Consider the following 20499-nt stretch of genomic DNA (forward strand, 5'->3'; position numbering starts at 1 on the left):
CGCCACACAAGCCCGCTCCCACATAAAAGCAATAAAAAGGAGGTTTCATGACGTGGACTGCGGTTACCGGACACCGTGCGCAACTCGGCGAAGGCCCGTTTTGGGATGCACCCACCCAAGCGCTGTATTGGGTAGATATCGCCGGTAAACAAGCGCTCAGGCTGATCGGCGCCAATGTGGAAATCTGGCAGATGCCGGAGCACGTGTCCGCGTTCATCCCCTGCGAAAGCGGCGATGCCCTGGTGACATTGAGCAGTGGGGTTTATCGGCTGGATCTGGATTCTCCAGGCCTGGAACCTCGGCTGACCTTGTTCTGCGTCGCCGATCCGCAACCCGGCAATCGCCCCAACGAAGCCCGCTGCGATGCCCAGGGCCGGCTCTGGCTGGGCACCATGCAAAACAACATCGGTGAGCAGGGCGAAGATTTGCCCGTCGTGCGCCGGTCCGGTAGCCTGTTTCGCATCGACCGCGATGCTCGGGTCACGCCGCTGCTACGAGGATTAGGCATCCCCAACACGTTGTTGTGGAGCGACGACGGCACAACCCTGTATTTCGCCGACAGCCTCAACAGCACGCTTTACCGGCATTTCATCCATACCGACGGCAACCTGGACACCGCCTATGTCTGGCTTGGCCCCCACGAACGCGGCGGCCCCGATGGTTCGGCGATGGATGCCGAGGGCTATATATGGAATGCCCGTTGGGATGGCAGCTGTCTACTCAGATTGAACCCCGAAGGTCATGTGGATCGGGTGATCGAACTGCCGGTCAGCCGTCCCACCAGTTGTGTATTCGGTGGCGAAGACTTCAAAACCCTGTACATCACCAGCGCCGCAAGCCCGCTCAATCACCCGCGGGACGGCGCGCTGTTATCGATTCGAGTGGATGTGCCCGGAAAAGCCTGTCAACGGTTTGCTGGATAGATCCCTAAATATGGGATGTAAAATTATATATTGAGATTGTTTGGTGGTCGGGTTTATAGTCGGCCCCATCAGTTACACGCACTCACACTTAAAAAAACAAAACAGGTGAAGTGATGCAGCGATATTCCACCGCACTCCCTTACGGAGTCAGTGCTTCAGGCCGCCTCGGCGCTCGGGCGTTTTCGCGCCTGCCTGCCTATTCCCAACAGCTTTCTGACCGGACATCGACAGATGTCCGGTTTTCGTCGTGCCTTCGAACAGGAGTGTTGATCCATGGCTGAACCTCTTTCCTTGCCACCGGTGCCCGAACCGCCCAAGGGTGAGCGCCTGAAGAACAAGGTCGTGCTGCTGACCGGTGCCGCTCAGGGGATCGGCGAAGCGATTGTCGCAACCTTCGCCTCTCAGCAGGCCAAGCTGATCATCAGTGATATCCAGGCTGAGAAAGTTGAAAAAGTCGCGGTGCACTGGCGTGAACAAGGCGCGGATGTCGTAGCGATCAAGGCCGACGTGTCGCGCCAGCACGACCTGCACGCCATGGCCAAACTGGCCATCGAACTTCACGGCCGGATCGACGTGCTGGTCAACTGCGCCGGGGTCAACGTGTTCCGTGATCCGCTGGAAATGACCGAGGAAGACTGGCGTCGTTGCTTCGCCATCGACCTGGACGGCGCCTGGTATGGCTGCAAAGCGGTGTTGCCGCAAATGATCGAGCAAGGCATCGGCAGCATCATCAACATCGCCTCGACCCATTCCACCCACATCATTCCCGGCTGCTTCCCGTACCCGGTGGCCAAGCATGGTTTGCTCGGGCTGACCCGCGCCTTGGGCATCGAATACGCACCCAAAGGCATTCGCGTCAACGCCATCGCGCCGGGCTACATCGAAACCCAACTGAACGTCGATTACTGGAACGGTTTTGCCGACCCCCATGCCGAACGTCAGCGGGCCTTCGATCTTCATCCTCCGCGGCGTATCGGCCAGCCGATTGAAGTGGCGATGACCGCTGTGTTCCTGGCCAGCGATGAAGCGCCATTCATTAACGCTTCATGCATCACCATCGATGGTGGGCGCTCGGTCATGTATCACGACTGAATAACCTGGGTTTCAAGCGCGAAACTACGTTTGAAATCCAATCATCATACGATATGACTATTGGCTGCATGCTTCGACCGCTGTATTGGCTTTCAAATAACGCTCAAAAAAAATAACAAGGAGTCAGCTTATGAAACGTCGTCGTGGGATCCGTTCCCTGTGCTGTGCCGCTTTGGCGGTCACCGCGGTCAGCCTGAGCAGTACGTTGTTGGCGGCCGAAGAAGTGAAGATCGGTTTTCTGGTCAAGCAAGCGGAAGAGCCCTGGTTCCAGACCGAATGGGCCTTCGCCGAAAAGGCCGGCAAGGACAAGGGCTTCACCGTCATCAAAATCGCCGTGCCTGATGGCGAGAAAACCCTCTCGGCCATCGACAGCCTGGCGGCCAACGGCGCCAAGGGCTTCGTGATCTGCCCGCCGGACGTCTCCCTCGGCCCGGCAATCATGGCCAAGGCCAAACTCAACGGTTTGAAAGTGATCGCTGTCGATGACCGTTTCGTCGATGCCGGCGGCAAGTTCATGGAGGACGTGCCATACCTCGGCATGGCAGCCTTCGAAGTCGGCCAGAAGCAGGGCGCCGCCATGGCCGCGGAAGCGAAAAAACGCGGTTGGGAATGGAAAGACACCTACGCGGTGATCAACACCTACAACGAACTCGATACCGGCAAGAAACGCACTGACGGTTCTGTCAAAGCGCTGGAAGACGCCGGTATGCCGAAAGACCACATCCTCTTCTCGGCGCTGAAAACCCTCGACGTACCGGGCAGCATGGACGCCACCAACTCGGCCTTGGTGAAGCTTCCGGGGGCGGCGAAAAACCTGATCATCGGCGGCATGAACGACAACACCGTGCTGGGCGGCGTGCGCGCCACCGAAAGCGCCGGTTTTGCCGCGGCCAACGTGATCGGCATCGGCATCAACGGCACCGATGCCATTGGCGAACTGAAGAAGCCCAACAGCGGCTTCTTCGGCTCGATGCTGCCGAGCCCGCACATCGAGGGTTACAACACCGCGAGCATGATGTACGAGTGGGTCACCACCGGCAAAGAACCGCCGAAATACACCGCGATGGACGACGTTACGCTGATCACGCGCGACAACTTCAAGCAGGAACTGGAAAAAATCGGCCTGTGGAACTGAGGCGCGGTTGATTTCATCGGCGGCCCTGGCGACGGGGCTGCCTGACCGGTGTGATGAGGTGGGTTTATGCACGCACAAGTACAGACAGATCAACAGAGCATTGGCGGCAGCCTGCGCTTCAACGGGATCGGCAAAACCTTTCCCGGGGTGAAGGCGCTGGACGGCATCAGCTTCGTTGCCCACCCGGGGCAGGTTCACGCCTTGATGGGCGAGAACGGCGCCGGTAAATCCACGCTGCTGAAAATCCTTGGTGGTGCTTACACGCCGAGCAGCGGCGATCTACAGATCGGCGAGCAGAGGAGGATCTTCAAGTCCACTGCCGACAGCATTGGCAGCGGGGTCGCGGTGATCCATCAGGAGCTGCACCTGGTGCCAGAAATGACCGTCGCCGAGAACCTGTTTCTCGGCCATCTACCGGCGAGTTTCGGCCTGATCAAACGCGGCGTTTTGCGGCAACAGGCATTGGCCTGCCTTAAAGGCCTGGCCGATGAAATCGATCCGCAAGAGAAAGTCGGGCGTCTATCCCTCGGCCAGCGGCAACTGGTGGAAATCGCCAAGGCGTTGTCCCGTGGCGCGCATGTGATTGCATTCGACGAACCCACCAGCAGCCTGTCGGCGCGGGAAATCGATCGCTTGATGGCGATCATCGGGCGCCTGCGCGACGAAGGCAAAGTGGTGCTTTACGTCTCCCATCGCATGGAAGAAGTGTTCCGTATCTGCAACGCGGTGACGGTGTTCAAGGATGGTCGTTTCGTGCGCACCTTCGAGGACATGAGCGCGCTGACCCATGATCAGTTGGTGACGTGCATGGTCGGTCGCGACATTCAGGATATCTACGATTATCGCAGCCGTCCGCGCGGCGCAGTGGCGCTCAAGGTCGACGGATTACTGGGGCCGGGCTTGCGTGAGCCGGTGAGTTTCGAGGTGCACAAGGGCGAAGTCCTCGGGCTTTTCGGCCTGGTCGGGGCCGGGCGCACCGAGCTGTTCCGGATGCTCAGCGGGCTCACGCGCAACACCGCCGGGCGCCTGGAGTTGCGCGGTCGTGAACTGAAACTGCGTTCGCCGCGCGATGCCATTGCGGCGGGGATTCTGTTGTGTCCCGAGGACCGCAAGAAGGAAGGCATCCTGCCGCTCGCAAGCGTCGCCGAGAACATCAACATCAGCGCTCGTGGCGCCCATTCCACCTTCGGCTGCCTGCTGCGCGGCTTGTGGGAAAAGGACAATGCCGACAAGCAGATCAAGGCGCTGAAGGTGAAGACGCCCAACGCGGCGCAGAAAATCATGTACCTGTCCGGCGGCAATCAGCAGAAGGCGATTCTCGGTCGCTGGCTGTCGATGCCAATGAAAGTCCTGCTGCTCGACGAGCCCACCCGGGGCATCGACATCGGTGCAAAAGCCGAGATCTACCAGATCATCCATAACCTGGCGGCCAGCGGCATCGCGGTGATTGTGGTGTCCAGCGACCTGATGGAGGTCATGGGCATTTCCGACCGCATCCTGGTGCTCTGCGAAGGCGCGATGCGCGGCGAACTGACCCGCGAACAAGCCAATGAATCCAACCTGCTGCAACTGGCGTTGCCACGCCAACGCGCTGCCGACGTGGCGAACTGAGAGGTGACTATGACCATCCAAAACAATGCTTTGCCAACCCCGCGCAAACCGCTGGACTTGCGGCGCTTTCTCGATGACTGGGTGATGCTGCTGGCGGCCGTGGGGATCTTTGTGCTCTGCACCTTGCTGATCGACAACTTCCTGTCGCCACTGAACATGCGTGGCCTGGGTCTGGCGATTTCCACTACCGGGATTGCCGCGTGCACCATGTTGTATTGCCTGGCGTCCGGGCATTTCGACTTGTCGGTGGGCTCGGTGATTGCCTGTGCCGGCGTAGTCGCGGCGGTGGTGATGCGCGACACCGACAGCGTGTTCCTTGGCGTGAGTGCGGCGCTGGTGATGGGGCTGATTGTCGGGCTGATCAATGGAATCGTGATCGCCAAGCTGCGGGTCAATGCGTTGATCACCACGCTGGCGACGATGCAGATCGTGCGTGGCCTGGCTTACATTTTTGCCAACGGCAAAGCGGTGGGCGTTTCGCAGGAGCAGTTCTTCGTCTTCGGTAACGGTCAGTTGTTCGGTGTGCCGGTGCCGATTTTGATCACCATCGTCTGCTTCCTGTTTTTCGGCTGGTTGCTGAATTACACCACCTACGGGCGCAACACCATGGCCATCGGCGGCAACCAGGAAGCAGCGTTGCTGGCCGGCGTAAATGTCGACCGGACCAAGATCATCATCTTCGCCGTACATGGTGTGATCGGTGCATTGGCCGGGGTGATTCTGGCGTCGCGCATGACGTCCGGTCAGCCGATGATTGGCCAGGGTTTCGAGCTGACGGTGATCTCGGCTTGCGTGCTCGGCGGGGTATCGCTGAGTGGCGGGATCGGGATGATTCGGCATGTGATTGCCGGGGTGCTGATTCTGGCGATCATCGAGAATGCGATGAACCTGAAGAATATCGATACGTTTTATCAGTATGTGATTCGCGGTTCGATCTTGCTGCTGGCGGTAGTGATCGACCGGTTGAAACAACGCTGATTTTCCTTTGTGAGAGTGGGGTGTCACCGATCGTTCCCACGCTCTGCGCGGGAATGCAGCCCGGGACGCTCCGCGTCCCAATAGCGGACGCAGAGCGTCCATTGAGGCATTCCCACGCGGAGCATGGGAACGATCATTTGGAAGATCCTTCACCCACTTTCACAAAATATCCCTTGCTCGCCCCAACCCGTTTCAGCTATGACGGTACACCCGAGGTGTACATGATTAGACCGCTACGAATTGACAAGAAACAACAGGTGCTCGACGAGCTCGTCCGGCGCATTGAAAACGGCCTCATGGAGGACGGCGTTCTATTGCCGGGCGAACATCAGTTGGCTCAAGAATTCAAGGTCAGCCGAGGCACGCTGCGTGAAGCCCTGGCCGAACTGAAACGGCGCCACTACATCGCTACGCAAAGCGGGGTGGGGTCCATCGTCACGTTCGACGGTGTGGTGCTCGATCAGCGCAGCGGCTGGGCCCAGGCGCTGGCCGACAATGGAGCGCTGATCAATACCGAAGTGCTGCGGCTGGAGGCGGTCAGCCGTCCTGACCTGCTACCACGTTTCGGCATCGATCAGTTCATCACCCTCGACCGTCGTCGTCGCGGCACCGATGGCACGCTGGTGTCCCTTGAACGTTCATTGATGCCCGCCACCGGAGGCCTGGAAGGCCTGCCGCGAGTCGGTCTGATCGATGACTCCCTGACCATCACATTGGCCGCCTACGGCTACATTGGCGATCACGGGGATCAGTGGATCGGCGCCGAACCCTTGAATGCCGAAGACGCCGAATTGCTCGGGCGCCCGGAGGGCACGGTGTTCCTCAAGGCCCTGCGCACCACTTACGATCGTCAGAACCGCTTCATGGAACAGGTCGAAAGCCTGCTCGATCCGGTGCATTTTCGTCTGCACCTGCAAATTGGAACTTCAAAATGACCGCGCTCGACCGTGCGCTGGGCGCCTTCTATGGGCTGGCCCTGGGCGATGCGTTGGGCATGCCGACACAATCCCTGAGCCGCGCCGAGATCAAGGCGCGCTTCGGCGAGATCACCGATCTGCAAGACGCTGGCCCGGATCAACCGATCGCTGCAAACATGCCCAAAGGCTCGATCACTGACGATACCGAACAGGCGATCCTGGTAGGTCAGTTATTGATTGAAGGCGAGGGCTGGATCGAACCGGCGGTGCTGGCCCGGCGCTTGATCGAATGGGAAGCCGGGATGCAGGCCAAGGGCTCGCAGGATTTGCTCGGCCCCTCAACCAAGCGCGCGATCGAGATGATCCTCGCCGGCCACTCGCTAGAAGAGGCCGGCCGCCACGGCACCACCAATGGCGCGGCGATGCGCATCACGCCGGTGGGGATTGCGGCCGATGTTGCCGATCCCGAACGTTTCATCCGCGCCGTGGTGCAAGCCTGTCAGGTGACCCACAACACCACGCTGGGAATTGCCAGTGCGGCGGCGGTGGCGGCGGTGGTTTCTGCCGGGATCAACGGCTTGGACCTGGGCGAGGCATTGAACCTCGGCCAGCAGATCGCTCAGCAAGCCGAAAGCCATGGCCACTGGGTCGCTGGCGGACGTATCGCTTCGCGGATCAGTTGGGCGCGGAGCATCAGCGTCGACAGCGACAAGGCGTTGCTGGCGGACTTGTTGTACGACGTGATTGGCACGTCGGTGGCCTCGCAGGAATCGGTGGTGGTGTCGTTTGCGCTGGCTCAGCAAGTAGCCATTGATGAGATGAGTGCCTTCGAAGCGCTGTGCATGGCTGCCAGTCTGGGCGGTGATACCGACACCATCGCGGCAATTCTCGGCGCCATGCTTGGGGCTGGTCTGGGGCTTGAGAGTTGGCCGGTGGCGATGATCGAGCAGGTTAAAGCGGTAAATGATTTGCAGCTGGAACCGTTGGTGCAGGGGCTGCTGGCCTTGCGTTGACTGTACTAAAGCCATCGCGGGCAAGCCCGCTCCCACAGGAATAGTACAAACCTTGAGATGCACGCCGTACGTCATCGCGGGCTTGCCCGCGATAGGCGCACCGCATATTTGAATTTTTCATCCGCAATGGAGCGCACTGATATGGCCAGGACCGCCGGAAAGTTATGTCGACTTCCGAATTGCCCACAATCACAACAATGGCAACAGGAGCAGTTTTCATGAGTTCATCGAACACCGGACAAAGTGCCGGACAATTGGAAACCCGTGGCATCGAGCCGGTGCCGGAAGGGGAGTGCAACGGTCACCCACTGCAACTGTTCTGGGTCTGGTTCGCAGCGAACATTTCCATTCTTGGTTTGCCGTTGGGCGCCACCCTGGTGGCCTTCCGCGGCCTGGCGATCTGGCAGGCGATCATCGTCGCCATCCTCGGTGCCGCCGGCTCTTTCGCGGTGGTCGGGATCATCTCCATTGCCGGTCGCCGTGGTCGCGCACCGAGCCTGACGTTGTCGCGAGCTATCTTCGGTGTGCGCGGCAATATCGGCCCGACCCTGGTCTCACTGATGTCGCGTCTGGGTTGGGAAACCGTCAATACCACCACCGCCGCGTTCGTCTTGCTGTCGTTGTGCTCGATTCTGTTCGGCTCGCCGGTGGAAGCCAAAAGCGCGCCGCTGCTGACCCTGGTGTTCATCGCGATATTTGTACTGTTGACGTTGTCGGTATCCGGCCTCGGTCACGCCACGTTGCTGGTGATCCAGAGATGGGCGACCTACGTGTTCGGTGCGTTGAACATCCTGGTCGGCGGTTTCCTCTGCGCGACCATCGACTGGAGCGCCGTGTTCAATGCGACGCCAGCGCCCCTGAGCGCAATGATCATCGGCATCGGCACCATGGCCGCTGGCACCGGGATTGGTTGGGCCAACGCCGGTGCCGACATGTCACGCTACCAGCACCGCAGCGTCAAAGCCGTGCGTCTGGTGGCGTCGGCGGCGTTCGGTGCGGGGATTCCGCTGGTGCTGCTGATCACCCTCGGTGGTTTGCTGTCAGTGGGCAACAATGATCTGGCCTCGGCGACTGACCCGATTGTCGCGATCCGCGACATGCTGCCGACCTGGATGGCCGTGCCGTACCTGATCACCGCATTCGGCGGGCTGCTGCTGTCGAACAACCTGTCGGTGTACTCCGCCGGTTTGACCACGTTGACCCTCGGCCTGAAGGTCAAGCGCGTGTATGCGGTGGTGCTCGATATCATTGCGATCTTCGCCGGTTCGATCTACTTCATGCTGATCGCCGAGAGTTTTTACGGCCCGTTCATCACCTTCATTTCCTTGCTGGCCGTGCCGATCACGGCGTGGGTCGGAATTTTTGTGATCGACCTGATTCACCGGCATTACTACAGCCCCAAAGACCTGCTGGACGTCAGCCCGAGCAGCGCCTACTGGTATCGCGGCGGCGTCGAGTGGCGCGCCTTCGGTGCATGGGCGCTGGCGATTGTGTTGGGTTTCAGCTTCACCACCATTGGCACCACTGAACAAGATGTCTGGTTCCGCGGCTTTTTGTCCGACTCCTGGCTGGGCCACAACGGCCTGGGCTGGATCGTGACGTTCCTGGTGGCCGGTGGCATTTACTGGGTACTCGGCGGTGCCAAGGACCGCCGCGCCGCGTTGATCGAGCCGGCTCATGCCTAAAATGCTGCACACCGGCCAGGTCATGATCGATCTGGTCATGGCCGTGGATAAGTTGCCTCAGTCGGGCGGTGACGTGCTGGCGCAAACCGCCCGTTTCGAGGCTGGCGGTGGCTTCAATGTGATGGCTGCGGCCCGGCGAAACGGCTTGCCGGTGGTCTACCTCGGTGGCCATGGCCAGGGCCGTTTCGGCGACATGGCCCGAGAGGCGATGACGGCTGAAGGCATTCGGATCGGCATCGATCAGAGCACCGAGCGCGACACCGGGCTGTGCGTCGCGCTGACCGAAGCCTCGGCCGAGCGCACGTTCATTTCCTGCATCGGTGCCGAAGGCGAATTGACCGCCGAAGACCTGGCGAGTGTGCCAGCCGAGGCGGGCGATTTTGTCTATGTCAGCGGCTATAGCCTGCTGCATGGCGGCAAGGCTCAGGCGCTGGTGGATTGGGTGCTGGATTTGCCGGACGGGATCAAGGTGGTGTTCGATCCGGGGCCATTGGCGGATTCACCGGACGCGCCACTGATGAAGGCCTTGTTGCCACGCATCGATCTGTGGACCAGCAACCGTGTCGAGGCGCAGCGGTTTACCGGGGCGACGGACATCGGCGGGGCATTGAATCGGCTGGCGGATCATCTGCCGACCGAAGTGTTGACGGTGGTACGCGATGGGCCGCAAGGGTGCTGGATCAGCCAGCGCGGCAATCACCAGCATGTGCCGGGATTCAAGGTCGTGGCACTGGACAGCAATGGCGCCGGGGATGCTCACGCGGGAGTTTTTGTCGCCGGGTTGGCGTACGGATTATCGGCAGTCGAAGCGGCGCGGCGGGCGAATGCGGCTGCGGCGTTGGCGGTCACTCGCTGGGGGCCGGCGACTTCGCCGGGGGCGGCTGAGGTGGATGCGTTGATTCGCGAGACTTTCGGCGTCTGATCCACCGCTATCGCGGGCAAGCCCGCTCCCACATGGGTTTGTGTCGTTAACAAATCCCCTGTGGGAGCGGGCTTGCCCGCGATGAGGCCCTCAAATTCACCCTCAATCCTAACCTTCAACCCGCCTTGCGCAACGCCTCGATCAACTCTTGCTTGCGCATGCTCGAGCGCCCTGGAATCTTCTTCGCCCGGGCTTCTTTCATCAGGCTGTCCACCGTCTGCGTATCGCGCGAAGCCTTGCTGCTGCGCGGCTTGCCTTCACGGGTGGCCACCGCACGTCGGGCCGATTCCTTGCGATCTGCAGACTTGGCGCTGGCCGGCTTCTTGCGCCCCGAGCCGCCGGCGCGTTCACCTCCGCCCGACTGCTTGTTCACCGTGGCCCAGGCTCGAGCTTCGGCTTCATCTTTCGACACGCCTTTGTGCTCGTAGCTTTCTTCTATGTGTTCGGCCTTGCGTTTTTGCTCGGCGGTGTATTTGTCTTTACTTCCACGAGGCATGGGATTTCTCCTGGTTGTAGGAGCCTGCGATCTTTTGCGCTTCAAGCATTCACAGGCAAAAGATCGCAACCTGTTGCAGCGCTATCGGTTAGACATCCAGCTTGCGCGCCTCCTCAACCCCAGCGGCGCTGAGTTTGATCGGCAGGTTCAACGAGTGCTCGCCGGCTTCGTTGCAGACCACATGACCGTGCTGGATCAGCCCGCGTTCCTGCAGAGTCGCGAGCGTGCTGGCCACGACTCTCTCCCCCCGGTAATTGTCCAGAACCTCCTTGCCCAAGCCATTTGGGTGGGCGTGCAGCAGGCGGGTCAGGACTTCTTTTTCCAGGTTTTTATCAACGTTCATGGTTACCTCTTCGTCAGGATGGGTAGGTATTGCATGTTCCCTCGCATCGGCGAACTTATTGATTGACGCTACGGCCTTCGGAGCCCGAGCCACCGGTGGTGGTTTTCGAGCCGACGCCGGTTCCAGCGTTATCGGGAGTCTGGGTGCCGGGTGTAATCATCCCGCCCTGAGCGCCTGCGTCGTCGTGATAAATCCGTGGGTCTGTGGCCGTCGGAGAAGGCGACCGGCCGCTGTCGATGCCTTGGGTGGCCGCAGATTCGGGCCTTTCGATTGGATCGGTCGGGTCGGTCCCGGAAGAGCTGGTCGCGGCGAACGCGACAGAGGTGAGCAATGTGGTGAGAGCGAAGGTGGTCAGTCGGGACGTGATCATGGTGTCGTCTCCGTTGATTAGAGTCCTTACCCGATATTGGTCCTTTCTGACCTGGATTGGTGCCTGATGAACGACGAGTGGTGTCGTTCTGGCTGATTAATCGACACCGATTTCTTCTTTGAACTGCTCCATGAAACCCTTCAGGCGTTCGTGACGAATCTGTGCCAGACGTTGACCGGTGGTCGTTTGGAAACCGTCCGCCAGGTGCAGCAGCTTGGTCTGGAAATGATCGAGGCAAAAACGTTTGTCGTCGTAGTCCCGTTTTTTTGCCTCTGGGTCCAAAGGATCGTACAACGCACTGCCCATGCGTCCGGCGATGTAGAAAGTACGCGCCACGCCGAGCATGCCAAGGGAGTCCAGGCGGTCGGCGTCCTGGATGATTTTCGCTTCGAGGGTGATGGGCGTGATGTTGGCGCTGAAGCTATGGGCTTCGATGGCATGGACGACCGCAGTGATTTTTGCGCCAGGCCAGTCCATGGCTATCAGAACTGTCGAAGCTTTCTGCGCCGCCAGTCGTGATGCCTGTGAGCGCAGCGGCGAGTTCTTCTCTACCGCCACGCAATCGTGCAACAGCACGGCTGCCAGCAGCACCTCAAGATCACCGCCTTCTTCTGCATGAAGCGTGCGCACGTTGTGCCACACCCGCTGTAAGTGCGACAGATCATGGGCACCGTCCTCGCCAGGTTCCAGCGCGTGGGGCAGCAGTTCAGAAGCCAGAGTGTGCAGCGGCGCGAAAGCGGCAGTGGTCATAAAAGTCCTTGGATTCGACTCGGTTTTTGTGATCAATGAGCACCCTGTGGGAGCGGGCTTGCCCGCGAAGACGTCAGTACAGTCACGCTGATTTCGCAGGCTGGCCCGTTCATACAAAGCGCCACAAAACATCAATGCTACATGACGTTTTGCTTTCAAATGTGACGAGCGCCGCGCGCGGACTTAGTATGGCGTTTTCAATTTTTGACAAGGCACGTTCATGACGATCGAAATCCGCCCGGCAACCCCCAGCGATGCTCCGCAAATCCTCGCGTTCATCACTGAACTGGCGGACTTCGAACGTGCCCGCCACGAAGTCATCGCCAGCGTCGCCGACATCGAGCGTAGCCTGTTCAGCGAGGGCGCCACCGCCCATGGCCTGATCTGCCTGCGCGATGGCTTGCCGATTGGCTTTGCGGTGTTCTTTTTCAGCTATTCCACCTGGTTGGGCAGCAACTGCCTGTACCTCGAAGACCTCTACATCACGCCTGAACAACGGGGCGGCGGCGCCGGTAAAACCTTGCTGCGCCATCTGGCGAAAGTCGCCTGCGCCAATGACTGCGGCCGTTTCGAATGGAGCGTGCTGGACTGGAACAAACCGGCGATCGAATTCTACAAATCCCTCGGCGCACAGCCGCAGGAAGAGTGGGTGCGGTATCGGATGGATGGGGCGGTGTTGCGCGAGTTTGCCGAGGGACGTTGATTACTGGTGGCTATCTGACATGAATCAGTTGTTCGCACCGCTCTAGTCCGGCATTCTGTGCGCCCTTTGCGCGCTCACGGACGACACCTGCAATGCCTTTTGCACTCTTTCTCCACGCCCGTGGAGCCTTCGCCGCGTCAATGAGTGACCGGCGATGAGCGGACTTCGGGCGACTATGCGTCTGTATGGCCTGGTGAAAAACCTCGGCTCCACGGACGACCGCCATCGCCAGCCGGTGGACATCCTTTGCACCCTCAACCGCGCGAGCGGTAAGGCAATTCAGGTGTTTGTTTCGCGTCTGGACGCCGAGTTGATGACGCGCAGTCGCGGTCTCGAGGAGTACCGTGTCATACCGCTTCGCACGTTCGATCCGAATCCTTTTATCCAGGAACATTAGGGCTGGCTGACGCTGCACGTCTGCTGTGGCTTCGTCGCTCCGGCGGATCAATCGCTACTGAACGACGGCACGCTGTCGCCCATGGGCTGGTACGTCTATTCCGACATCGGCCAATGGACCGCAGAGCATTACATCGATTTCGGCCCGCAGATGGCCAGACTGTTGCGGACGTCCTATGACCGGATCGGCCTGCGCGACTACAACACCGTGCTCAATGACCTCGATAGCGTCTCGGATGCAGATCTGAAATGGCAAGTTGCCGAGGTTTGGCAAACCCTTCACAACGTTTCATCCCCCGACAGCCATGACGATTGTCATGCGCTGTTCGACCCGGTCGAGAACCGTTGGTGCTTCGCCGCGACCGACATTGATATTTATCAGCCTCACCCTGAACCTCAGAAGCAAGGAGCTTTGACTTGAGTGGAAAACCTGCTGCGCGCGTCACCGACCCGACCGCGTGCCCGTTGCCAGGCCATGGCACCAACCCGATCGTGGCCGGCTCCCCGGACGTGTTCTTCGACGGTCTCGGCGCTGCCCGCATGACCGACAAATCCGCTTGCGGCAGCCCGATCACCGGCGCCGTGTCTGGCACGGTATTCATCAACGGCCTTAATGCTGCAACGCTCGACAGCACGGGCGGCCATGGCAACGTGGTGGTTGGCGGCTCTGGCACTGTGATTATTGGCCAGAGTGGCGGAGGGGCGGCGTTTAGTGGGTTGTTGCCGATGCCGGTGCATTTTACTGACAGGTTGCAGGTGGTTAACGAAGCGACCGGAGAGCCCGTTCCCTACCACCCCTACACCATTCAGCGTGGTGACGGCAGTGAGGAGCATGGCATCACGGATGCGTCCGGATTCACCCATACCGTCAGTTCGCATTTGGCTGAAACTATTAAATTGTTTGTGGAGTGATCAGGTATGCCTGATGAAAGCGCGACAGTAGAAGCACCTTTGGCGAAAAGAGAGGTGAAAACGCATACGCTCACATGCAAGACGGATCAGTCCGTCAAGCAGGTTTCCGTTGGATTGCGGGATCTGGTTATATTTTTTATCGGTGGTGCGGGGGATCAAGAAAGTTATTATCTTACTGGTCCAAATAATAATATTGGTTATGTTCGTGATGTAACTGTTGCGGACGCAAAAAAGTTGAATGTATTAAGTCGCTGTCCTTCGTGGTCTCTCAGCTATAATGCATTCATTAGTGATGAAGACTTAGAGAAGAATGTAATCAGTCGGATACCCAATTGCTCCACGGCGGTTTACATTGTTGGTCATAGTCTCGGTGGGTGGAATGGCGCTCATCTATCCAGTGTATTGACCGAAAGAGGATTTAAAGTAAAGATGCTGATGACTTTGGACCCTGTAGGTGAGGGTGAAATTGTTTACGGTATTTCAAATATTTACAAGCGAGAGCCAAAGCCGAAAGCCGAGTACTGGGTGAATATACGTGCTGCTGCTGTCGATTGGAATTTTTCGGATCTGGTTGCAGACTTCGGTGAACAATGGGAAATCACCCAAGGTCCGAATGTCATGGGCAGGGTCGATATCAACCACGCGGATGCCAATCTAATGTTCATGCAGGTATTGCCAACCGGAAAATCGGCTCGTCAGATATTCAATGAGTCGATTTTAAGCTATTTCAGGGAGTGATGTTTGGATGCGTAAGCTATTTCTTTTTTTTGTAATTTTAATGAGTTCAGCCTGTTCTTTAAATCACGGAAAGCCTATCGCTACGCTCCAGTACTCAAAAACTGAACAATTTCTAGATACAAGTATCTATCAGATTTATTTTACGTCTGATATAGCGATTCTTGATTTGTTCAAGTCGCGAATTGGCGAAGGGCTTGTATGTTCGCTGGAAGATGATATGGATTTCTCTCAGGCGCATCACATTAGGCGCTCCGGTTTCGGTTTTGTTGAAAAGGTTGTGGGTAATCCACAAGCAACCTATAAAGCTGATGTGATTTTTAGCGAGTCTGAAAGCGGCAAGGGAGGAGAGAAGTATTTGCAAGGCGAGACGTTAGTCCCATTGTTGGAAGGTCGTGATTATATTTCTTGTGTGTTTAGAGTTCATACCACTACGTACAAAACATATTTCTCAAATGTCATGCATGTACCGGCCGGGGAGTTGGTGAAGGCCGCTGCTAAAAAATAACAATACAAACTTCCCCGATGAGGCTCGCCGAATTTTCAAAGAGTAAGCGGCCTTGTCACTCCGTCATTTCCCAATTACCACTAAGCAAACCATCAAGTGTCTGCCGTACGGTGATCTTGAAAGCGCCGGCCTTCCCTTCATCGAAGGCCGCTTTCCAGTACGTATACCCCTGACTGAAATCCGGAATCTCTGCGGTCTCACCCACACGGCGAGTGAGGCTGCGTTGCAGAGCTTTGGCCTGGAAGGGCAGGTGAGGCATTTCATTGAATTCATTGCCGACTACCGGGTTGATCATCCGGATGCCGTCGACCCTGATGTGCACGACCTTGCCATATTTTGGATAGTTTTCGATTTTCAGAATGGTCAACGTAGAGGCCTCTTCACCGGGGCGGGTTTTGTAGGCCCAGATGTCACCTTCCTTCAATGCTGGTGCTGCGCTGAACACAGCGTTGATCCAGAGCGCACCGCAGACCAACAATACCTTTAGAGCCGTTTTCATGTTTCTTCCTTGAATATTCGGGGAGGCTGGCACCCGCATGGGCGCAGGGCGGCATTTTAGAGCGTTGTCGGAGAAAATCTTGTCACACTTGTAAATCCCACAATATGGGAGTGATATTTATATATTGAGATTTACCTTCGTCCAGGTTTATAGTCCAGCTCACTCACTGCCAAAAAACAAAACAGGTGAAGCGATGCTGGCGCAATTGATCGCGCTCGATTGGGGGACTACCTCATTACGTGCTTACAAACTCGGCTTCGGCGGCCAGGTGCTGGAACAGCGTTCGCTGTCGTCCGGGATCATGCAGTTGCCAAAGACGCCGCGAATCATCGCCGGCCAGGAATGCGCCGACGGTTTTGAATTGGCCTTCGATGAGGCGTGCGGTGACTGGCTTGACGCACAGCCCGATTTGCCGGTGATTGCTTGCGGTATGGTCGGCAGTGCTCAGGGCTGGCGCGAAGCGGCCTACTGCGACACGCCGGCGAACGTCGCCAATCTCGGAACTTCCCTACAAACCGTTCGCAGTCTTCGCGGTGTCGATGTGCACATCGTGCCGGGCGTGATTCAGCGTTCGCGCTTGCCGAACGTGATGCGCGGCGAAGAAACCCAAGTCCTCGGCGTGTTGCAGAATCTGCCGAGCGGGGCGGGCAACGATCTGTTGATCGGCTTGCCGGGCAGCCATTCGAAATGGGTGGAAGTGGCCGATGGCTGCATCGCGCATTTCGATACTTTCATGACTGGCGAAGTCTTCGCCGTCCTCAGTGAACACAGCATTCTGGGGCGCACTCAGCAGCGCGGCGCGTCTTTCGATGGCGAAGCGTTTGATCGTGGCGTGCGGGTGGCCTTGTCGGCGGACGGCGAGATCGGGCCGCTGTCGACGCTGTTCAGTGCCCGCAGCCTGGGGCTGACCGGCGAACTCAGCGCCGTCGCTCAGCCGGACTATCTGTCCGGTCTGTTGATCGGCCATGAACTGTCGGCCCTGGCCAACGTTCAACGGCACCGGCGCAACAGCGTGCACCTGCCTTCGATCATCCTCATCGGCAACACCCAACTCTGCGCCCGCTACAGCCGGGTGCTCGACGCCTGCGGTTTTGCCCGAGTGACCCTGGCCGAGCAGGCCACCGAACGCGGGTTGTGGCAGTTGGCGGTCGCCGCCGGACTGATCACGACACCCCCATCCCGTTAAACCTGACTGGAGGTCTGACATGCTCAAGCAAGCACTGGCACAAAACGGTCTGATCGCGATCCTGCGTGGCCTGCGTCCGCAAGAAGCGGCAGCTGTTGGCGAAGTCCTGTACTCGGCCGGATTTCGCGTTATCGAAGTGCCGCTTAATTCCCCCGAGCCGTACGAAAGTATCCGCATCCTGCGCAGTACCTTGCCCGCCGATTGCCTGATCGGGGCGGGCACGGTGTTGACGCCGGAACAGGTAGAGCAAGTGAAAGCGGCGGGCGGTCAGGTGATCGTCATGCCTCATAGCGATGCCAAGGTGTTGCGTTCGGCGAAGGCAGCGGGGCTGTTCCTGTCGCCGGGTGTGGCGACGCCGACCGAAGCCTTTGCGGCGCTGGCCGAAGGGGCGGATGTGCTGAAGATGTTCCCGGCCGAACAAATGGGCCCTGCTGTTGTGAAAGCCTGGCTGGCGGTGTTGCCGGCAGGGACGGTGCTGGTGCCGGTAGGCGGGATTACGCCGGACAACATGCAGGTGTTTGTCGAGGCCGGCGTCAAAGGTTTCGGCCTTGGCTCCGGGTTGTTCAAACCGGGCATGACACCTGAGCAAGTGGCAGTAAACGCCAAGGCGTATGTCGCTGCATGGAACGCTCTGCATTAAGACTTTTTGGCGCCGAGCGCGCTACATCTATAAGAGAGATAAAAGATGAAAATCACCAAACTCACTACCTTCATCGTTCCGCCGCGCTGGTGCTTCCTCAAGGTCGAAACTGACGAGGGCGTGACCGGTTGGGGTGAGCCCGTGGTCGAAGGCCGCGCGCACACTGTCGCTGCTGCGGTTGAGGAGTTGTCTGACTACCTGATCGGCAAAGACCCACGCAACATCGAAGACATCTGGACCGTGCTCTACCGTGGCGGCTTCTACCGTGGCGGCGCGATCCACATGAGTGCCCTGGCCGGCATCGACCAGGCGTTGTGGGACATCAAGGGCAAGGCTTTGGGTGTGTCGGTCAGCGATCTGTTGGGTGGTCAGGTGCGGGACAAGATTCGCGTTTATTCATGGATCGGTGGTGATCGCCCGGCGGACACCGCTCGCGCCGCGAAAGAAGCGGTCAGCCGTGGTTTCACGGCGGTGAAAATGAACGGCACCGAAGAACTGCAATTCCTCGATTCCTTCGAGAAGGTCGACCTGGCTTTGGCCAACGTCGCCGCCGTACGCGATGCCGTCGGCCCGAATGTCGGCATCGGCGTGGACTTCCATGGTCGGGTGCACAAGCCCATGGCCAAGGTGCTGATGAAGGAACTCGACCCGTACAAACTGATGTTCATCGAAGAGCCGGTACTCAGCGAAAACTACGAAGCGCTGAAAGAACTGGCACCGCTGACCAGCACACCGATTGCCCTCGGCGAGCGGTTGTTCTCGCGTTGGGACTTCAAGCGGGTGCTCAGCGAAGGCTACGTCGACATCATCCAGCCCGATGCCTCCCACGCAGGTGGCATCACCGAAACCCGCAAGATCGCCAACATGGCCGAAGCCTACGACGTGGCACTGGCGCTGCATTGCCCGTTGGGTCCGATTGCCCTGGCGGCATGCCTGCAACTGGACGCGGTTTGCTACAACGCGTTCATCCAGGAACAGAGCCTGGGCATCCATTACAACGAGAGCAATGACCTGCTCGATTATGTGAAGGATCCGCGGGTGTTCGACTACGACAAGGGCTTCGTGAAAATACCCAACGGGCCTGGCCTGGGCATCGAGATCAACGAGGAATACGTGATCGAACGCGCCGCCGTAGGCCACCGCTGGCGCAACCCGATCTGGCGCCATGCCGATGGTAGTTTTGCCGAGTGGTGATTTCCTCCTGACTCAACACAAATCCCTGTGGGAGCGGGCTTGCCTGCGATAGCGTCTTGTCAGTCACATCAATGCTGAATGTACCGCCGCCATCGCGGGCAAGCCCGCTCCCACAGGGTACACCGCAAGTCTTCAAATTGACCTCAATAAACATAAGAAGAGGCACCCCCCCATGCAACCGCAAACCCTCACCGGGCAGGCGTCGTTGGTGACGCCGAGCCGCAAGCGGTTTTTCATCATGGTCCTGTTGTTCATCACGGTGGTGATCAACTACCTGGACCGCAGCAACCTGTCGATTGCCGCCCCGGCGCTGACCAGCGATCTGGGCATCGATCCGATCCACGTCGGGCTGATCTTCTCAGCCTTTGGCTGGACCTACGCCGCCATGCAGATTCCCGGTGGCTGGCTGGTGGATCGGGTACCGCCGCGCATTCTGTACAGCGTCGCGCTGTTGCTGTGGTCACTGGCCACGGTGATGCTTGGCTTCGCTGCCAGTTTCATCGCACTGTTCGTGCTGCGCATGGCCGTCGGTGCGCTGGAAGCGCCGGCGTATCCGATCAACAGCCGCGTGGTGACGACCTGGTTCCCCGAGCGCGAACGTGCCACGGCCATTGGTTTCTACACGTCCGGGCAATTCGTTGGTCTGGCGTTCCTGACGCCTGTATTGGCCTGGCTGCAGCACCAATATGGCTGGCACATGGTGTTTGTCAGCACTGGCGTGGTGGGCATTATCTGGGCGGTGATCTGGTACGCGGTGTATCGCGAACCGCGTGATTTCAAGGGCGCCAACGACGCTGAAATCGAATTGATCCGCGAAGGCGGCGGCTTAGTGGATATCCAGGCAGAAACCGCGAAGGCCAAGGCGAAATTCAGCTGGACCGATCTCGGCATCGTTCTGACCAAACGCAAACTCTGGGGTATCTACCTCGGTCAGTTCTGCCTCAACTCGACCCTGTGGTTTTTCCTGACGTGGTTCCCGACCTACCTGGTGAAATATCGCGGCATGGACTTCATCAAGTCTGGCTTGCTGGCGTCGCTACCGTTTCTGGCGGCCTTCGTCGGCGTGCTGTGTTCGGGGTTCTTCTCGGACTTTTTGATTCGTCGCGGCTACACAGTGGGTTTCGCCCGCAAGTTGCCGATCATTGGCGGCCTGCTGATCTCCACTTCGATCATCGGTGCCAACTTTGTTGAATCGACGCCGCTGGTGATTGCCTTCCTCGCGTTGGCCTTTTTCGGCAACGGCCTGGCTTCGATTACCTGGTCGTTGGTGTCGACACTGGCCCCGGCGCGCTTGCTTGGATTGACCGGTGGGGTGTTCAATTTCATCGGCAACCTGGCGGCGATCACCACGCCCATCGTCATCGGCTTCCTCGCTTCCGGTGATTCGTTTGCCCCGGCGATTACCTATATCTCGGTTCTGGCGTTGTTGGGTGCGCTTTCCTACGTGTTGCTGGTGGGCAAGGTCGAGCGTATCAAGTTGTAGTCGCGGCC

Annotated in this window: 22 protein-coding genes and 1 pseudogene; 18 read left to right on the top strand and 5 right to left on the bottom strand. The window is 58.7% G+C overall.

What is annotated here, in order from left to right; all coding sequences use genetic code 11:
* The first annotated feature begins 47 nt into the window (after positions 1 to 47).
* The 9 genes from JFU11_RS11435 to JFU11_RS11475 all read left to right on the top strand — a co-directional run bounded on the left by JFU11_RS11435 (position 48) and on the right by JFU11_RS11475 (position 10276).
* A complete protein-coding gene (locus JFU11_RS11435; protein WP_201060648.1) occupies positions 48 to 923 on the top strand; it encodes an SMP-30/gluconolactonase/LRE family protein in 876 nt (291 codons plus the stop codon).
* A gap of 273 nt (positions 924 to 1196) precedes the next feature.
* The gene (locus tag JFU11_RS11440; RefSeq protein ID WP_201060649.1) at positions 1197 to 2015 is read left to right on the top strand and encodes an SDR family oxidoreductase; all 819 of its coding nucleotides are present in this window, start codon (positions 1197 to 1199) and stop codon (positions 2013 to 2015) included.
* A 130-nt stretch (positions 2016 to 2145) separates the two neighbouring features.
* On the top strand, positions 2146 to 3150 hold the full coding sequence (locus JFU11_RS11445) for a substrate-binding domain-containing protein (protein ID WP_038982104.1): 1005 nt from the start codon (positions 2146 to 2148) through the stop codon (positions 3148 to 3150).
* A 66-nt stretch (positions 3151 to 3216) separates the two neighbouring features.
* Positions 3217 to 4761, top strand: a complete 1545-nt coding sequence (gene araG / locus JFU11_RS11450; protein WP_123723092.1) for an L-arabinose ABC transporter ATP-binding protein AraG — start codon at positions 3217 to 3219, stop codon at positions 4759 to 4761.
* A gap of 9 nt (positions 4762 to 4770) precedes the next feature.
* Positions 4771 to 5739, top strand: a complete 969-nt coding sequence (gene araH / locus JFU11_RS11455) for an L-arabinose ABC transporter permease AraH (RefSeq protein ID WP_123357792.1) — start codon at positions 4771 to 4773, stop codon at positions 5737 to 5739.
* 221 nt (positions 5740 to 5960) lie between these two features.
* Positions 5961 to 6674, top strand: a complete 714-nt coding sequence (locus tag JFU11_RS11460) for a GntR family transcriptional regulator (RefSeq protein ID WP_123723093.1) — start codon at positions 5961 to 5963, stop codon at positions 6672 to 6674.
* Complete coding sequence (locus tag JFU11_RS11465; RefSeq protein WP_201060650.1) at positions 6671 to 7669, top strand: ADP-ribosylglycohydrolase family protein; 999 nt, start codon at positions 6671 to 6673, stop codon at positions 7667 to 7669. Before JFU11_RS11460 ends, JFU11_RS11465 begins: the two co-directional genes overlap by 4 nt.
* Before the next feature lie 218 nt (positions 7670 to 7887).
* Positions 7888 to 9354 (top strand): cytosine permease, encoded by a 1467-nt coding sequence (locus tag JFU11_RS11470; protein WP_123723095.1) that lies wholly within the window; start codon positions 7888 to 7890, stop codon positions 9352 to 9354.
* Positions 9347 to 10276, top strand: a complete 930-nt coding sequence (locus tag JFU11_RS11475) for a PfkB family carbohydrate kinase (protein ID WP_201060651.1) — start codon at positions 9347 to 9349, stop codon at positions 10274 to 10276. The genes JFU11_RS11470 and JFU11_RS11475 overlap by 8 nt, the downstream gene beginning before the upstream one ends.
* Positions 10277 to 10391: 115 nt before the next feature.
* On the opposite strand, the gene JFU11_RS11480 is transcribed toward JFU11_RS11475, so the two are convergent.
* The 4 genes from JFU11_RS11480 to JFU11_RS11495 all read right to left on the bottom strand — a co-directional run bounded on the left by JFU11_RS11480 (position 10392) and on the right by JFU11_RS11495 (position 12235).
* On the bottom strand, positions 10392 to 10772 hold the full coding sequence (locus JFU11_RS11480; protein ID WP_201060652.1) for a Rho termination factor N-terminal domain-containing protein: 381 nt from the start codon (positions 10770 to 10772) through the stop codon (positions 10392 to 10394).
* Positions 10773 to 10860: 88 nt separating this feature from the next.
* Complete coding sequence (locus tag JFU11_RS11485) at positions 10861 to 11115, bottom strand: hypothetical protein (RefSeq protein ID WP_123723097.1); 255 nt, start codon at positions 11113 to 11115, stop codon at positions 10861 to 10863.
* A gap of 55 nt (positions 11116 to 11170) precedes the next feature.
* A complete protein-coding gene (locus JFU11_RS11490) occupies positions 11171 to 11485 on the bottom strand; it encodes a hypothetical protein (RefSeq protein WP_123723098.1) in 315 nt (104 codons plus the stop codon).
* 96 nt (positions 11486 to 11581) lie between these two features.
* The gene (locus tag JFU11_RS11495) at positions 11582 to 12235 is read right to left on the bottom strand and encodes an HD domain-containing protein (protein ID WP_123723099.1); all 654 of its coding nucleotides are present in this window, start codon (positions 12233 to 12235) and stop codon (positions 11582 to 11584) included.
* 220 nt (positions 12236 to 12455) lie between these two features.
* On the opposite strand from JFU11_RS11495, the gene JFU11_RS11500 reads away from it, so the two are divergent.
* The 5 genes and pseudogenes from JFU11_RS11500 to JFU11_RS11520 all read left to right on the top strand — a co-directional run bounded on the left by JFU11_RS11500 (position 12456) and on the right by JFU11_RS11520 (position 15489).
* Positions 12456 to 12938: a GNAT family N-acetyltransferase gene (locus tag JFU11_RS11500; RefSeq protein WP_123723100.1), complete on the top strand. Its 483-nt coding sequence runs from the start codon at positions 12456 to 12458 to the stop codon at positions 12936 to 12938.
* Positions 12939 to 13092: 154 nt separating this feature from the next.
* A pseudogene (locus tag JFU11_RS28315) lies at positions 13093 to 13755 on the top strand (hypothetical protein).
* Positions 13752 to 14246 carry a PAAR domain-containing protein gene (locus JFU11_RS11510; RefSeq protein ID WP_201060655.1) on the top strand — a complete coding sequence of 165 codons (495 nt, stop codon included), beginning with the start codon at positions 13752 to 13754 and terminating at the stop codon, positions 14244 to 14246. The pseudogene JFU11_RS28315 and the gene JFU11_RS11510 overlap by 4 nt, the downstream one beginning before the upstream one ends.
* 6 nt (positions 14247 to 14252) lie before the next feature.
* Complete coding sequence (locus JFU11_RS11515; protein ID WP_123723103.1) at positions 14253 to 14984, top strand: alpha/beta hydrolase; 732 nt, start codon at positions 14253 to 14255, stop codon at positions 14982 to 14984.
* A gap of 7 nt (positions 14985 to 14991) precedes the next feature.
* Positions 14992 to 15489: a hypothetical protein gene (locus JFU11_RS11520; protein WP_187326508.1), complete on the top strand. Its 498-nt coding sequence runs from the start codon at positions 14992 to 14994 to the stop codon at positions 15487 to 15489.
* A 55-nt stretch (positions 15490 to 15544) separates the two neighbouring features.
* Here the strand turns inward: JFU11_RS11520 and JFU11_RS11525 are convergent, their stop codons facing one another.
* Positions 15545 to 15988 carry a hypothetical protein gene (locus JFU11_RS11525; protein WP_123723104.1) on the bottom strand — a complete coding sequence of 148 codons (444 nt, stop codon included), beginning with the start codon at positions 15986 to 15988 and terminating at the stop codon, positions 15545 to 15547.
* Between the two features lie 193 nt (positions 15989 to 16181).
* Between JFU11_RS11525 and JFU11_RS11530 the strand changes: the two genes are divergently transcribed.
* The 4 genes from JFU11_RS11530 to JFU11_RS11545 all read left to right on the top strand — a co-directional run bounded on the left by JFU11_RS11530 (position 16182) and on the right by JFU11_RS11545 (position 20491).
* Complete coding sequence (locus JFU11_RS11530; RefSeq protein ID WP_201060656.1) at positions 16182 to 17174, top strand: 2-dehydro-3-deoxygalactonokinase; 993 nt, start codon at positions 16182 to 16184, stop codon at positions 17172 to 17174.
* Positions 17175 to 17193: 19 nt separating this feature from the next.
* Entirely contained in the window at positions 17194 to 17814 is a 621-nt protein-coding gene (locus JFU11_RS11535) for a 2-dehydro-3-deoxy-6-phosphogalactonate aldolase (protein ID WP_123723106.1), read from the top strand.
* A gap of 45 nt (positions 17815 to 17859) precedes the next feature.
* The gene (gene dgoD, locus JFU11_RS11540; protein ID WP_007903915.1) at positions 17860 to 19008 is read left to right on the top strand and encodes a galactonate dehydratase; all 1149 of its coding nucleotides are present in this window, start codon (positions 17860 to 17862) and stop codon (positions 19006 to 19008) included.
* 172 nt (positions 19009 to 19180) lie between these two features.
* A complete protein-coding gene (locus tag JFU11_RS11545) occupies positions 19181 to 20491 on the top strand; it encodes an MFS transporter (RefSeq protein WP_123723108.1) in 1311 nt (436 codons plus the stop codon).
* The last annotated feature ends 8 nt before the right edge of the window (positions 20492 to 20499 follow it).

It is taken from the genome of Pseudomonas sp. TH37, from assembly GCF_016650735.1.
Lineage (GTDB): Bacteria > Pseudomonadota > Gammaproteobacteria > Pseudomonadales > Pseudomonadaceae > Aquipseudomonas > Aquipseudomonas farris.

Coding starts and splice junctions, on each gene's coding strand:
- JFU11_RS11500 (WP_123723100.1), top strand. CDS start 12,456: ATGACGATCGAAATCCGCCCGGCAACCCCCAGCGATGCTCCGCAAATC.
- JFU11_RS11470 (WP_123723095.1), top strand. CDS start 7,888: ATGAGTTCATCGAACACCGGACAAAGTGCCGGACAATTGGAAACCCGT.
- JFU11_RS11515 (WP_123723103.1), top strand. CDS start 14,253: ATGCCTGATGAAAGCGCGACAGTAGAAGCACCTTTGGCGAAAAGAGAG.
- JFU11_RS11525 (WP_123723104.1), bottom strand. CDS start 15,988: ATGAAAACGGCTCTAAAGGTATTGTTGGTCTGCGGTGCGCTCTGGATC.
- JFU11_RS11520 (WP_187326508.1), top strand. CDS start 14,992: ATGCGTAAGCTATTTCTTTTTTTTGTAATTTTAATGAGTTCAGCCTGT.
- JFU11_RS11545 (WP_123723108.1), top strand. CDS start 19,181: ATGCAACCGCAAACCCTCACCGGGCAGGCGTCGTTGGTGACGCCGAGC.
- dgoD (WP_007903915.1), top strand. CDS start 17,860: ATGAAAATCACCAAACTCACTACCTTCATCGTTCCGCCGCGCTGGTGC.
- araH (WP_123357792.1), top strand. CDS start 4,771: ATGACCATCCAAAACAATGCTTTGCCAACCCCGCGCAAACCGCTGGAC.
- JFU11_RS11465 (WP_201060650.1), top strand. CDS start 6,671: ATGACCGCGCTCGACCGTGCGCTGGGCGCCTTCTATGGGCTGGCCCTG.
- JFU11_RS11535 (WP_123723106.1), top strand. CDS start 17,194: ATGCTCAAGCAAGCACTGGCACAAAACGGTCTGATCGCGATCCTGCGT.
- JFU11_RS11485 (WP_123723097.1), bottom strand. CDS start 11,115: ATGAACGTTGATAAAAACCTGGAAAAAGAAGTCCTGACCCGCCTGCTG.
- JFU11_RS11480 (WP_201060652.1), bottom strand. CDS start 10,772: ATGCCTCGTGGAAGTAAAGACAAATACACCGCCGAGCAAAAACGCAAG.
- JFU11_RS11460 (WP_123723093.1), top strand. CDS start 5,961: ATGATTAGACCGCTACGAATTGACAAGAAACAACAGGTGCTCGACGAG.
- JFU11_RS11475 (WP_201060651.1), top strand. CDS start 9,347: ATGCCTAAAATGCTGCACACCGGCCAGGTCATGATCGATCTGGTCATG.
- JFU11_RS11445 (WP_038982104.1), top strand. CDS start 2,146: ATGAAACGTCGTCGTGGGATCCGTTCCCTGTGCTGTGCCGCTTTGGCG.
- JFU11_RS11495 (WP_123723099.1), bottom strand. CDS start 12,235: ATGACCACTGCCGCTTTCGCGCCGCTGCACACTCTGGCTTCTGAACTG.
- araG (WP_123723092.1), top strand. CDS start 3,217: ATGCACGCACAAGTACAGACAGATCAACAGAGCATTGGCGGCAGCCTG.
- JFU11_RS11435 (WP_201060648.1), top strand. CDS start 48: ATGACGTGGACTGCGGTTACCGGACACCGTGCGCAACTCGGCGAAGGC.
- JFU11_RS11530 (WP_201060656.1), top strand. CDS start 16,182: ATGCTGGCGCAATTGATCGCGCTCGATTGGGGGACTACCTCATTACGT.
- JFU11_RS11440 (WP_201060649.1), top strand. CDS start 1,197: ATGGCTGAACCTCTTTCCTTGCCACCGGTGCCCGAACCGCCCAAGGGT.
- JFU11_RS11490 (WP_123723098.1), bottom strand. CDS start 11,485: ATGATCACGTCCCGACTGACCACCTTCGCTCTCACCACATTGCTCACC.